Annotated in this window: 12 protein-coding genes and 1 tRNA gene; 3 read left to right on the plus strand and 10 right to left on the minus strand. The window is 43.1% G+C overall.

Going from position 1 to position 13,711, the window contains the following annotated elements; all coding sequences use genetic code 11:
* Positions 1-3 precede the first annotated feature (3 nt).
* Together AC5590_RS28225 and apcB are read right to left on the minus strand one after the other, a co-directional pair.
* Complete coding sequence (locus AC5590_RS28225; protein WP_169266648.1) at positions 4-429, minus strand: DUF29 family protein; 426 nt, start codon at positions 427-429, stop codon at positions 4-6.
* 345 nt (positions 430-774) lie between these two features.
* Positions 775-1,284, minus strand: coding sequence for an allophycocyanin subunit beta (gene apcB, locus AC5590_RS28230; protein WP_169266635.1), 510 nt, complete (start codon positions 1,282-1,284; stop codon positions 775-777).
* Positions 1,285-1,637: 353 nt separating this feature from the next.
* Between apcB and glnA the strand changes: the two genes are divergently transcribed.
* Positions 1,638-3,053 carry a type I glutamate--ammonia ligase gene (glnA, locus tag AC5590_RS28235; protein WP_169266636.1) on the plus strand — a complete coding sequence of 472 codons (1,416 nt, stop codon included), beginning with the start codon at positions 1,638-1,640 and terminating at the stop codon, positions 3,051-3,053.
* A 678-nt stretch (positions 3,054-3,731) separates the two neighbouring features.
* On the opposite strand, the gene AC5590_RS28240 is transcribed toward glnA, so the two are convergent.
* The 8 genes from AC5590_RS28240 to AC5590_RS28275 all read right to left on the minus strand — a co-directional run bounded on the left by AC5590_RS28240 (position 3,732) and on the right by AC5590_RS28275 (position 10,780).
* Positions 3,732-4,310 (minus strand): AAA family ATPase, encoded by a 579-nt coding sequence (locus tag AC5590_RS28240; protein WP_169266637.1) that lies wholly within the window; start codon positions 4,308-4,310, stop codon positions 3,732-3,734.
* A gap of 223 nt (positions 4,311-4,533) precedes the next feature.
* A tRNA-Met gene (locus AC5590_RS28245) sits at positions 4,534-4,610 on the minus strand.
* Between the two features lie 49 nt (positions 4,611-4,659).
* The gene (locus tag AC5590_RS28250; RefSeq protein WP_169266638.1) at positions 4,660-5,613 is read right to left on the minus strand and encodes an asparaginase; all 954 of its coding nucleotides are present in this window, start codon (positions 5,611-5,613) and stop codon (positions 4,660-4,662) included.
* A 97-nt stretch (positions 5,614-5,710) separates the two neighbouring features.
* Positions 5,711-6,211, minus strand: coding sequence for a CGLD27 family protein (locus AC5590_RS28255; protein ID WP_169266639.1), 501 nt, complete (start codon positions 6,209-6,211; stop codon positions 5,711-5,713).
* A complete protein-coding gene (rsfS, locus tag AC5590_RS28260) occupies positions 6,208-6,669 on the minus strand; it encodes a ribosome silencing factor (RefSeq protein ID WP_169266640.1) in 462 nt (153 codons plus the stop codon). The genes AC5590_RS28255 and rsfS overlap by 4 nt, the downstream gene beginning before the upstream one ends.
* Positions 6,670-6,784: 115 nt before the next feature.
* On the minus strand, positions 6,785-7,381 hold the full coding sequence (gene yqeK / locus AC5590_RS28265) for a bis(5'-nucleosyl)-tetraphosphatase (symmetrical) YqeK (RefSeq protein ID WP_169266641.1): 597 nt from the start codon (positions 7,379-7,381) through the stop codon (positions 6,785-6,787).
* A gap of 84 nt (positions 7,382-7,465) precedes the next feature.
* Entirely contained in the window at positions 7,466-8,767 is a 1,302-nt protein-coding gene (locus AC5590_RS28270) for a WcaI family glycosyltransferase (protein WP_169266642.1), read from the minus strand.
* A 993-nt stretch (positions 8,768-9,760) separates the two neighbouring features.
* Positions 9,761-10,780 carry an anti-sigma factor antagonist gene (locus AC5590_RS28275; protein ID WP_169266643.1) on the minus strand — a complete coding sequence of 340 codons (1,020 nt, stop codon included), beginning with the start codon at positions 10,778-10,780 and terminating at the stop codon, positions 9,761-9,763.
* Between the two features lie 312 nt (positions 10,781-11,092).
* On the opposite strand from AC5590_RS28275, the gene AC5590_RS28280 reads away from it, so the two are divergent.
* Together AC5590_RS28280 and AC5590_RS28285 are read left to right on the plus strand one after the other, a co-directional pair.
* Positions 11,093-11,890: a 7-carboxy-7-deazaguanine synthase QueE gene (locus AC5590_RS28280; RefSeq protein ID WP_169266644.1), complete on the plus strand. Its 798-nt coding sequence runs from the start codon at positions 11,093-11,095 to the stop codon at positions 11,888-11,890.
* 205 nt (positions 11,891-12,095) lie between these two features.
* Complete coding sequence (locus AC5590_RS28285; protein WP_169266645.1) at positions 12,096-13,634, plus strand: esterase-like activity of phytase family protein; 1,539 nt, start codon at positions 12,096-12,098, stop codon at positions 13,632-13,634.
* Positions 13,635-13,711 lie beyond the last annotated feature (77 nt).

A 13,711-nucleotide genomic window follows, 5' to 3' on the forward strand; every position in this document is an offset into this window, starting at 1 on the left:
TATCTATTGTGGTTTTATTAAATTTAATGCACTATTTATAATTTTTTCTCGATCAACCAGTTGTTCTAATTCTTCTGGTTGATAACGTCCCTCTTCTACTTCGAGGGTTGCCTCATCGATAGCATTTAAGTACGCTTCTTGCAGGGTTTCCACCAATTCTTCAGGAGTTAAATAAAAACCTCCTGCTTTACGACGCTTATTCTCTCTTTGAATTTCCCGAACTGAATTACGAATAGAGACATCCCAAGAGCGAGTTGTACGATTTTCGGCTTGCTGTTTAATCAGATGCAACAGCAGAATTATCGCGTAGCTACGAATTGTCTTGATTATATCGTTACGGCTCATCTCTTCTAATTCTTCGACGATGACCAACGCTCCTGGTACATCACCTTTGAGCAACAAATCTTTTAACTCTAGTAATTCTTCCATAACCAGCGCCTCAATCGTTGGCACTTTCTATTGTGGCGAATTTTCAGCTTTAGTGCGGTATGCATCGCGAAGGTGGAAAAAAGCAAGTTACCTCAGGGAAACTCGCCTGATTTAAAAACTGACAGAGCAATTTCAATCAGTGAACAGTTAACAGTGAACAGTTATCAAGCAACTGATAACCCTTCGGGGAGAACCTCCGGTTCCGCTGCGCTAACGCAGTCGCCTACGGAGGAGCCAGTACTGATAGCGTAGCGTGGCACTTTGTGCCATAGGAGGGTTTCCCGACAGAGGTATCTGGCGTTGGAGACCCTCCTGCTGCGCTGGCTCACTGATAACTGATAACTGTTAAACATCTGTTTCGCTAAACTCTTCAGTCATGTAGTCAAATGGCTCATCGACAAAGGAAGTATCTGTCACACCTGCTGCAGCCGCTTGCTCTTTCGCAATTTCCTTCATAATCTGGATACCACGAACTGTTGGACCAATAGGCACTCCCAAAGAATTGTAAGTTTCCCGTAGTCCTTGCAGCACCCGTTCATCTAAGACATCCATACTACCAGCAACAAGAGCATAGCTAGCATAGCGTAGGTAGTAGTCCATATCGCGCAAACAAGCCGCATAACGACGAGTGGTGTAGGCATTTCCACCTGGGCGAATCAACTCTGGCAGTTCATCAAATAATTGAGAACCAGCCTGCTTGACAATTATCGCCGCATTTGAATTGATAGCCGCTGCTGCTTGCACACGTGCGGTACCGCTTAGAAAGTAAGACTTAAGGCTGTCAATGGCATTCCGGTCGAAATACCGACCTGCAACGTCATAATTCTTAATTAAACCGGTTACTGCATCCCGCATTTCTTTTTCTCCTAATTAATCCTTTCTATGGTTTGATATTAATCTGACTGCTTTTAGCATTTATGCCTCTTGTAAAAAAAGCCCCAGCACAAAAACAATCTATAGCGCTAATTATGGATTCTATGCCAAAGTTGACCCCTGCGAGATCAACTGTCTACTTTTGTGAAACTAGTTAAGGAAAGGTTAAAGATAATCTTTTAACTTGACATTTTGTAACAAAAAATACAAAATCATCCAAATTCAAATCTTTACGATATTGCAGGTGGCTCATGGATGTGGATTTACAAGCGGGGTCAACATGCTTTGAACACTCTGGTCTTACTATTAAAAAATCGGCAGATTAAGGAGTAACCATGACAACCCCACAAGAAGTTCTGAAGCAGATTCAGGACAATAACATTCAGATGATTGATCTGAAATTCATCGATACCCCAGGAATTTGGCAGCACCTGACGCTTTTCCATAACCAAATCGATGAAAGTTCCTTTACAGACGGCGTACCTTTCGACGGTTCTAGTATCCGGGGTTGGAAAACCATCAATGAATCAGACATGTCGATGGTACTCGATCCAAACACTGCCTGGATCGACCCTTTCATGCAAGAACCAACTCTGAGTATCATTTGTAGCATTAAGGAACCACGGACAGGTGAGTGGTACAGCCGTTGTCCTCGTGTTATTGCCCAGAAAGCAATAGATTATTTAGTTTCCACTGGTCTTGGTGAAACAGCTTTCTTTGGTCCAGAAGCTGAATTTTTCATTTTTGATGATGTCCGCTTTGACCAAACGGCGCACCAAGGCTACTACTACGTAGACTCAGTTGAAGGTCGTTGGAATTCTGGCAAAGAAGAAGGTCCTAACCTGGGTTACAAACCTCCCTTCAAACAGGGTTACTTCCCAGTTCCCCCTACGGATACTTTCCAGGATATTCGCACAGAAATGCTGCTGACAATGGCAAAGTGCGGAGTACCAATTGAAAAGCAACACCACGAAGTAGCCACTGGTGGACAGTGCGAATTGGGCTTCAAGTTTGGTAAGTTGATTGAAGCAGCTGACTGGCTGATGACTTATAAATATGTCATCAAGAACGTAGCCAAGAAGTATGGCAAGACCGTCACCTTCATGCCTAAGCCAATTTTTGGCGATAACGGTTCTGGAATGCACACCCACCAGTCCATTTGGAAAGATGGTCAACCGCTGTTTGCTGGAGATAAATACGCTGGCTTGAGTGAAATGGCGTTGCACTACATTGGCGGTATCCTCAAGCATGCACCAGCACTGCTAGCAATTACTAACCCCACCACCAACTCTTACAAGCGCTTGGTACCCGGTTATGAAGCACCTGTAAACTTGGCTTATTCCCAAGGTAACCGTTCTGCTTCTATCCGTATTCCTTTGTCTGGTACTAACCCCAAAGCCAAGCGGTTGGAGTTCCGTTGTCCTGATGCGACTTCTAACCCCTACCTCGCATTTGCTGCGATGCTGTGTGCCGGAATAGATGGAATTAAGAACAAAATCGACCCAGGTGAACCTCTGGATAAGAATATTTATGAACTTTCTCCTGAAGAACTGGCGAAAGTTCCTTCAACTCCGGGTTCTTTGGAACTAGCATTGGAAGCACTGGAGAAAGACCACGCTTTCTTAACAGAATCAGGCGTGTTCACCGAAGACTTCCTTGAAACTTGGATTTCTTACAAGTTAGATAATGAAGTTAACCCCATGCGGTTACGTCCTCATCCCTACGAATTTGCCCTCTATTACGATGTTTAATTCCTGAGTCGTAAACGCACTCTTCGGCTTACCGCAAGGGTGCGAACGGTCTATTAGCGCTATCTGAGCGCATAAATCGCATAAGCTGAGCCACTCATCCTTTCTGGGTGGCTTTTTTACTTCACATACTCCTGACAGCGGTTTTCAGATCTGGTGGGCATTGCTCATTATAGCTATAGCCAACTCTATTAGGACGTAGGGAACAGGGAACAGGGAACAGGGAACAGGGAACAGGAAATGCTTAACTCGTCAAGAAGTTTGAAAGTCTCGTAATGTCCATATTTTTTCATGAGTTCATGTCCTAATCTACCTGGCAACGGCTATAATATCTCATCGGCTTTTCTGAGCAATGCCCACCCTACGATTTGTGGTCTATTCATATGAAAACCGCTGTCAGCAACCTTAATGCTATGGGACAAGTAACTCGTGATGCCAAGAATTCTCGGTGTACGAATAGCAATGTCTTTCGTGAATACGAAAATTATCAATGTAGAGAGCTTCGATCCAGCCAGCTTTGCAGTAAAAGCCTCTCAAATGCTGTGAAGGTGGAACTTCTTGCTCGCTTGGATATTTCGTCTTCAGATTGTCTATAGATGAGAGTAGCATCTGCTGGTTTTGGAGCTTTGAACCAAGTGGCTGATACTCTGACGTGATGTTCGTCGGCAACGCCGGTGACGTTTACTCGTTGCTTGAGTGCAGCGGGACAGCCGCTTGCGGAAGATGTTTGAGGATATGATCAGCCGTCTGTGCAACGGTGAGATCGGACGTATCCAACCAGTAGCCGAGTCGTGGTGTCTCGGTGCGTAAAACGTGGTCGAACGCATGCACCATTTCTTCGTTGGCGTAGCCCGTCTTCTCACGTGCAGTATCCCGCGCCGCCACGACATCCGGTCTCGGACATAAGACGATAACTGACACAGGGGTATCGTGATAATAGGTGATGACCTCGCTAAGCTCTGAACCAATAATGATGTCTTGATAGACTACCGTAAAGCCAGCCTGCAGGTAAAGTTCTGCCGCCATCGCCGCGAGGCGGTATCGCAGACGGAGTTGCTGATACCCCTGTGCTGACAGTTCAAGCGTCATCTCCGCTTGCCCATTCACGATCATGCGACGGAAGATATCACCACGAAGATGCACGCTTTTCGGCAACTGCTCGGCAACTGCCTGGGCAACGCTAGATTTTCCGGCAGCCATATTCCCAGTAATAAGGATAACCTGTGGCTGATTGTTCGCTGGTGGTTGATTGCTGCCCATGACCTGTTTCGTCTTTCTAGTAATTGTAAATTGAAAACATACATTCAAATTTAGAAATAAAGCATTGTTATCTGAGTTATCTGAAAAAATAACAATGCCCTCACATTACATTTCTACCAAGACGAGTACATCCCATTCGTGACAAGTTTAAGTTGCATCTGACTTTTCAATAACAAATCCCTACAACTTTTTACAATTGTAGGGATTTGCTTTATCTTTTATTTGGTGGCGGGAAGTGGATTTGAACCACTGACCTTCGGGTTATGAGCCCGACGAGCTACCAGGCTGCTCTATCCCGCGTCGTCTCTTCGTCTTCCTAACTATAACACTATAGTCAGAAATTTGGCAACTATAAAATCGATAATTCTCCAATAACTTCTAAACGCTTGTATTTACCGAGGTTCATGAATTTTTCTGACAGGGCTTCGGCAACGCTGGGAGTAATCCAGCCCAACTGCTTGAGTAGGTGAATGGCAACGGCATACTTTGCTCGCTTTGCTCCGTCCATCACTTTAATTGCCAATCCCATGCCCTCACCCAATCTGGCAATGCACTGTACTCCTTCAGCACCAGCTTTACTGACGACATCTCCAAGGGCTAAACGCATCAGTTCTGTATCTAATTCTCCCTCTCCTGCCACCATCACGGAGTGATGGGTCATGGCACGGACAATACGCTCTATGTCCAAACTGCTACGAGAAGCAAGCTGAGCATACAATGACGCCATTTGACCGAGTTGCATCAAATATGTAGGCGCGCCACAGTCATCATGAGCATTGATGAATTCCTCTGCTGGCATTCGCAGCAATTCTGATACTTTGGTGAGAATTAACTGCTGCACTGGGTGTTTTCGCTGCAAGTAGTTATTTAAGGACCAATTGCATTGTTGACAAACGGCGAGCATGCCTGCGTGTTTGCCAGAACAATTGTATTCCAAACGACTGTACTTACCTTCTGGGATTGGACATTGGAGTGCTGAAGGATCGACATCAGCTCGCCAAAGTATATTAAATGCCTGTCTGACTTGCTCTATTGTTCCTCTATGGGAACTTGTCATAATCGCTAGGTCTTTATCGCTTAGGTTATAGCGTTCTAAAGTGCCTGTGCTGGTTACTGCGATCGCCTGAAATGGTTTGAGCGCCGAACGAACAAATGTTGCAGTTTCAGCGTTTCCAGCAACCGATAGCACTCGTCCTCGATCATCACAGACGACGGCTTGGACGATATGCTTTGATTCTATAATGCCTTCACGCAATAACCTGACTTCTAATGCGGCGGCTTGTGTTCGTTTTCCCATTGTCATGGGTAGAAATTTACCATAATTTTGTCCTTTGTCTTTAGTCTTTTGTCTTTAGTCTTTTGTAAATAACAAATGACTGATGACTGATGACTGATGACGATTACACTAGGTGCCAAACTATCGTACCAGCAACGAACAATACAGCCAAGCCAGCAAAGGTCATTTTTAACCGAGTTATAATTGGTTTTATAGAGTATGAAACAATCAGGCGATCGCGTGTCAGCACTTCCTGTGGTTTCATCCAATTTTGACCGTCATACCATCCCGACTCTTCGTAAAAGATGATTGGACTCATCAGGCGATCGCGGATATAAGACCAGCCCAAATATAGCCGTGCTACCACTAGCACGACTCCCACACTTGATCCTGCTATACTACTGATAATAAACTGTGCACTCTGCTTATGTGGGGCAAAGCTTGCTGCTGCGACTGGGAATGCCACCAACCACGATATTCCCCAAATCCACGCTATTTTTGTGATATACTCGCGCAAATTTAAGGTACAGTCGCGAAACAGCCAGGAGGATTTTAACTCTTCGTACTCATTAAGTGGTTGCTGTTCAGAGGGAACTGGGCAATTTGAGACCGAAGATTTCATCATGTTGGTTTACCCTCACCATCTACGGAAGTTGAAAACTCGATACGTTCTGCATGTCCCCAAAACGCTTCTAGATTATAAAACTCCCGTTCTTTTGGCAACATGATATGAACAATGACTTCCCCATAGTCTTGCGCCACCCAGGAAGCCTCAGATTTTCCTTCTACTCGTAAGGGACGCCTTTGCAATTCTTGTTTGACTTTTTCTTCAATTGCCTCGGCGATCGCTCTCACCTGTACTCTCGAATAGCCCGTCACCAGCACAAAGTAATCTGCCAGGTAACAGACATCTGCTACCTTTAGCAGTAATATATCACCTGCTTTGCGGTCTGATGCCGCTTCGGCGACCTTCAATGCGATCTTTCCACTCACATCGTTGGTGTCAACCTGTGGGCTTCCTACTAGATTGTTTGTCACTGCGATCGATTGTCTTGGGAAATTGCTTGGGAAATAATCAGACATTAAACCTCAGCTGCTCTCTTTTTTTTTAACAATTTTTTACAATGACTCGTGAACTACAATTAAATTGCAACTGTGAGAATTGGTTTTTTTGAATACTAACAAAAAAAACAGGCATCTATACGGTTTTTTGTACAATCGGCTGTTTGGCTTTCCATTTTTGTAGGAACCAGTTACGTGTGAGGATGACTCGCGGATGAATCAAACAAGAACTCTCAAGCAATAATTTGAGAGTAAAGTCACAGGTCAAAGCCACAGCCTGATAAATATTTTGACGGCTAAGTTGCCTTAATGATTGCAATTGTGGGGTATCGCCTCGTCCTGGCTCTATGCTATCAGCTAAAAACACGATAGAGCACAGCTGACTCATGCCTGGTCTACCTAAAGTGTGATTGGCAATAGCTTGTAACACCTCTTCATCGTCTACGCCGAATGTCTCTCTTGCGACGATCGCGCTTACGTCTGCATGCAACAAATGGGGATTTGCTGCCATCACTTCGTCTACTTCCAATCCCTCTTCGTGTGCCATTTGCAAAAGTTTTTGTGGTTTAAAACATTTTGCTAAATCGTGCATTAACCCGGCGTGTGCAGCTTTTTCTCGATCCACTTTGTAATGAACTGCGAGATCCATTGCCATTTGCTCAACTCTGAGAATGTGGTTCACTCTGGGAGTTGGAACATTCTGTGTTAACCAGGTTAAGACTTTTTCGCGCATAAAGGCAATCCTGTTGACAATGGAGGCTTGTTGCAGTCATCGACTTGAGTGATGAATAGATAACTTTATTCTAACGAAGTTTTACTATCTAGATTCCTTTGGTCTGAGGAGGAGACGTTTTTGGGCAAAGGAATTGACAAGTGGCTCAATTGTTGAATCTTCAGCTAGCACTGAGTAGAACAAAGACTCGTAGCGAGTTAATGCTTGTTCAAAAGCATACTGCTCAACTGCAAACTTGCGACTATTACACCCTAAGGTTTTTACTTTTTCTGGGTTGTTGTACAAATCTAAAATCGCCTTTGCTAAAGCTTCAGGTTTTTCTGGAGGAACAACCACTCCACCAGCACTTTGTTTAATAGCTCTAGCTGCTGTGCCATTACTGGGCACTGATCCTACCACTGCCCGACCACTGCCGAGCAATATTTGGATTTTCGATGGCATGTTAAAAGATATAACATTTTTCTTTTGCACCACTAAACCCACATCAGCCGCTGCCAACAATTCTGGTAAACTTTCGCGAGGTTGAAAAGGTAGTAGCAAAACATTATCAGCACCGGATTCGGTGCAAGCCATTTGTAACCGCTGCAAACCTTTTGCTTCCCCTACAATCACAAAGGTTATTTCTGGAATATGGCGTAACAAAGAAGCGGCTGTTACAACAGTTTCTAAACCTTGAGTGAGGGCAATGTTGCCAGAGTATAGCACCACAAATTTACCATCTAGGTTATGAGCTACTCTAAAAGCGTTATTTTCTTTTGGCAGAGGTCGGACAAAATTGATATCGACCCAGTTGGGAATTTGTGCAATTTTGCCAAGTGCTACACCCTTTTTTTGTAAATTTTCTACAAAACCGTCAGCAATCACACTAATTTTAGTAGCACTGTGGTAAGCGAATTTTTCTAGTGCTGTTAACACCTTAATAAGCAATTTGTTCTTCAACAATCCAACGTGTAATGCAGCGTCTGGCAATATATCTTGAAGATTTAAGACTACAGGGCATCTGTATAGCCATCCTAAAAAGGCAGTTGGTAAGCAAACAGGTAAGGATGGTGAGGTTGAGAGAATGACATCTGGACGCCAACCTGCGATCGCTGGGAAAAAACTTGTAAGCACGAAGCTTGCATCTAGCAATAATCGGTCTATTAAGTTAGGCTGCGGACGAATCCAAACATAACTCCGTTGGATTTGAACCCCATTCTTGTACTCGCTCACAAACCACTTGCCCCGATAATTCTCGTATATCCGACGCTCAGGGTAATTCGGCATAGCAGTCACTACGCGTACTTGATGTCCGCGCTTAACCAATCCCTCTGCTAATTCAGTCATCAGGGGAGCAATACCAATTGGTTCTGGAGAATAATTGTAAGAGTAAATCAAAATACGCATAGCAAATTAGTTTGAGTCTGAATAACCCTGGTGTCTTTCTATGACAACATTTGTTGTTAACCTTATTCCGCACTTGTGTGAGTTGATATATGCATTTTCCCTTCAGACGCTACCAATGTTAGCCTTTCTTTGTTGAAGATTGAGTAAAATTCGATGCTGGTTTGTAAGAGTTGCGTTAGTATTTTTTTGCCTGAAGGATTGCTATATAAATTATCTATATCATTAAATTCACTTAAGTAAATACGTAATTGTTTTTACTTATGCTCTTTCAAATATAAATATGATTTACGTATAGCTTCAAGAGATTGATGACAAAAAAATCTGACATAAGTGCCAGGAGATCAAAAATTGAGTGTTTAGATTTTGTGGGAGGGGTTTCACCCAACCCCCTTATAAATCTGGCAGGCTTGTTTCGGACACTGCTACATTTTTCCCTTGACTGAACAGGACAACCGGGCGCGCAAAGTCGAGTCAGCGCCGTGCGGTAAGACCGTTTCACTTTAAAGTTAGAACATGGTGGGCAAGTGGGGGAGTCAAATGTATCAGGATTTTTGTGAAAGGGTATAAGACCAGAACAAGCATGTGGCGTGCGTCTGGCGTTGCCGGGTGGAAGATTTCATCGGGCGGAGCGCTAACCGAAGGTTGCTTTGCGTGCATAGACGGCGAAGGGTGTCAACAAGTACGATAACTCTCTGTTGACACCCTTGTGCATGCCTCCACCACTAGTACCGCGCTCGTCCCAAGGGGAGCCACTGCTCTACTTGGGGAAACCCCAAGTGGAGCAGTGGCGTGACACGCGCTGCGGGACAAGGGAGGCAACTCACTGTTTTTAGTAGCGCGTACGTAAGTCCTATTTTTGTTAAAAATTCATCCAGCAAAATTTAGATGCATTTGCCCTGCGCTTGTTTGTTTATAGAAGCGCTTTTAACACTCTTAGCTCGACAAAATCCATTTTGTCGAGCTAATCGTTGCTTTACACCTGTAAAAATAGATTTAAACAGCGCCACTGTTTTTCTTAAATAAGATGGCTACTGTTTTAAAAATTAACATCAAATCGTAGATTAAATTCCAGTTTTTTTTATACTGTAAATCTAAACGAATGACGTCTTCAAATTTACGGATACTAGACCGTCCATTTACCTGCCATTCTCCGGTCATTCCTGGTTTAACATCCAAACGTTGCCACTCTGGAACTTCATAGCGCTCTACTTCATCTGGTGTAGGTGGTCTGGTACCGACTAAACTCATCTCTCCTTTGAAAACATTCCAAAATTGGGGTAGTTCATCTAGGCTGGTTCGACGCAAAAAGCGTCCGACCTTGGTTATTCGTGGACCGTTGTCTATTTTGAAAAATGCTCCTTGAACCTGGTTCTGTTTTTCTAGTTCGGCTTTTTTCGCTTCTGCGTCAATATACATTGAGCGGAATTTCCAAATCAGAAAGCGTTTGCCCATCCAACCACAACGAATTTGACTAAAGAAAATTGGACCGGGACTATCGAGTCGAATAGCCACAGCAATAGGGATAAACAAAACTCCTACAATCAGCAAACCAACTAGTGATCCAACTATGTCTATAAACCGTTTCATCCAAGAACGAACAGAAGGATGTGTCGTTGGTAGTCCTTCTAATTGGCTTTTTGATGATGTTTGCCCTTGAGACTCAATAGAAAAGACTTTGTCCAGTCCTGTCAGGTTAAGTACTGACATAACCTGAGGGGTCACATTCCGTAGTATAAATTCGATATTTTTTTCATGAGCAATTTTCAAATTACTGACCAAGGCACCTAAACCACTACTATCCATAAAAGTAGTTTGGTGAAAGTCAATGATAATTTGTCTAGTATCGGGATTTGCTAGAGTAATCTCTTGGCAGGTTTGCTTAAAGGCTACAGCCTCAAGCACGCTCAACCGCACTGGTACCTGCACAATTGCCGTGTCATTTGAGAACGTCACCGGAAAATTTACCTCTTTGGGTTGGCTAGTCGTCATGAAACCCTGCACTTTCGTTGCCATGTCAATATAATCTGCCAAACACTATTTAGTCCAAGCGAATTGATAGTTACTTCAGTTGAGATTGGATATCATCAGGGACGATTCACAATAGAACAAGAAGCTAACTTAAAGTTTTAAGTGTAAAAGATGAAGTATGCCAAGAAAGAATAAAGGGTAAGAAATAAAGTATTTCATATTTTATTCTTCATTTCCTACTTTCTGTTTCTCACTTTTGCCGTATCTTCATACTTTTTACTTAATGCTTCATACTTCTTTCGTGAAGAACATTCTTGCTTTTGTGCCAACCTAGCACATACCTATTGCTATCATCACATGACCCTTAAGACTACTGTTACACCTACCGCACGCCTGATAGAGGTCTTTTCCGCCATACAAGGGGAAGGACTGAATGTGGGAACACGTCAAATTTTCATTCGTTTTGCTCTTTGTGACTTGCGTTGTCACTTTTGCGATAGCGCACATACTTGGAATGCACCTGCTACTTGTAGGATAGAGCAAACCCCTGGATTACGTGACTTTAAAATTTACTCGAATCCTGTTTCACTACCCATGTTACTAGAATGGGTTGAGCGACAAAACTTGCCTTGTCTACACGATACCATTACCTTAACGGGTGGCGAACCACTTTTACACACCCCATTTTTGGTAGAATTTTTACCCCAAGTACGCTCAGTGACAAATTTACCTGTATACTTGGAAACAGGTGGACATCGTCCAGATCTACTGAATAGTATACTACCACTAATAGACTCTGTGGGAATGGATTTCAAAATGCCTAGTACAAGTGGCGAAAATCGTTGGCGAGAACATGCAGAATTTCTTCAGCTGTGTTGGACATCACAAGTAGAAGTTTTTGTGAAAATCATTGTTTCTCAAACAACAAATCCCACTGAGTTAGAACGCTCTGCCCAATTGGTAGCATCTGTCAATCCATCTATTCCTGTATTTTTACAATCTGTCACGCCATTAGATGATCCTAGTGCGTTCAAACAACTACCAGTGGTAGCTCCCTCTCCCAGTCAAGTCTTAAATTGGCAAGCTTTAATGAAGCGTTTTCTCAAGTGTGTACGTGTCGTTCCTCAAACCCATAAAATGCTGAATCAACTTTAACTTTTGAGAGTAAAAATCTAAACGCGTTAGTAGTTAGTTATTAATTGTCCAACTTAACTACTAACCTTTGTAAAGATATGATCAAGCAAAAACCCAATCCTATAAAGTTTGGATGTAAAAAAATGACATTTATACAGAGTTAATCTGTTCTTAATACGGGAGTCAGATGCTGAAAAAGTCATAAGTAATTCTTTTTTTCTTACAGATGATTCAAGCAAAGCATTTGTTTTCCCTGTTAAGCTGCTCGTTAATTGTGTCCGCTGTAAGTTTTACAGGATACATAAAATCGGCATATGGTATTTCCTTGAACAATACCCTCTCTATCCCTGGTGAAAGTACAGATTTATACCCATCTAGTGGCAACAGCGCCAATGTGAATCGTTTGGGATATTTTTCGGATCTCTACTACGATCGCTTGAACAATGTATATTATGGGTTGGGCGATCGCGGTCCCGGTGGTGGCAGAATTTCGTATAACACACGAGTACAAAAGTTTTCTTTAGATATTGATCGCAACACAGGGGCAATTGCAAATTTTCAAGTACTAGAAACAATTTTGTTCACAAAAGATGGTCAAAATTTTAACGGCTTGAACCCCACATTGCTAAACGGCAATGCAGGAACCCTTGGTTTGAGTTTTGACCCAGAAGGATTTAGTGTTGCTCCTAATGGTCATTTCTATGTGTCTGATGAGTATGGCCCATCTGTGTATGAATTCAAACCTGATGGTTCATTCTTACGAGCATTTACCATCCCAGAAAATTTAATTCCTAAAGAAGCGAATGGCAAGCTCAACTTTGTCGATGGTCGTCCAACTATTACCAATGGACGCCAAGATAATCGAGGATTTGAAGGCTTAACTATCAGTCCTGATGGTAGCAAACTCTATGCTGTGCTACAAGCTCCCTTGGTAAACGAAGGTTCTAACGGTGGTTCACCAGACGGACGACTCAGTGGCAATTTACGATTAGTAGAATTTGACACAGCAACTGGAAAAAGTACGGATCAGTACATCTATCAGCTAGAGAGTTTAGCAGACATTAACTCCCGCATTCCTGGGACAAAAGATGATTTTGCGGCAACTTCCCAAGGGCGTAATATTGGTCTGAGTTCTATTACTGCGCTTAATGAAAAGGAATTCCTAGTCATAGAAAGAGATAATCGCGGGTTTGGGGTGGACGCACTGAATAATTTGGTACAAGATCCAACCCAGACACCACTACCTGTTGGTAGCAAGCGAGTGTACAAAATTGATTTAACGGGTGCAACTGATGTCAGCACAATCAGTTTGGCAAACACCAATACATTACCCACAGGTGTTAACCCAGTAAGTAAATCTTTATTTTTGGATATTGCTGCAACTTTGAGTCCTGACAATCCAGGTGATTGGACAAAGATAGCAGAAAAGATGGAAGGTCTGGCAATTGGTCCGCGACTCAATGATGGTTCTTATGCCCTGCTGATTGGGACGGACAATGATTTTAGTGTCACCCAAGACGACAATTCTACTCAGTTTGACATTTGTACCAATGCCAATGGTACCAGCTATAGCAAGAGACCGATTGACAGTGGCTGCCCAAATGGTCAAAAGTTAATTCCTGGGTTCCTTTACTCGTTTAAAGTGAGTTCTGCTGAACTTGGCAGATTTATCCCAGCACAAAAAGTGCCAGAAGCGACAACAACTACTGGGCTTATGTTACTGGGTTTAAGCGGTTTATGGCTCAGACGGCGGAGTCATACTTAAATCAGTGAACAGTTAACAGTGAACAGTGAGTCCAGTGCTGCCAAGAGTTGTGCCTTGCGGAGCCAGTACTTGATGAG

It is taken from the genome of Brasilonema octagenarum UFV-OR1, assembly GCF_963888615.1.
GTDB classification, from domain to species: Bacteria; Cyanobacteriota; Cyanobacteriia; order Cyanobacteriales; family Nostocaceae; genus Brasilonema; species Brasilonema sennae.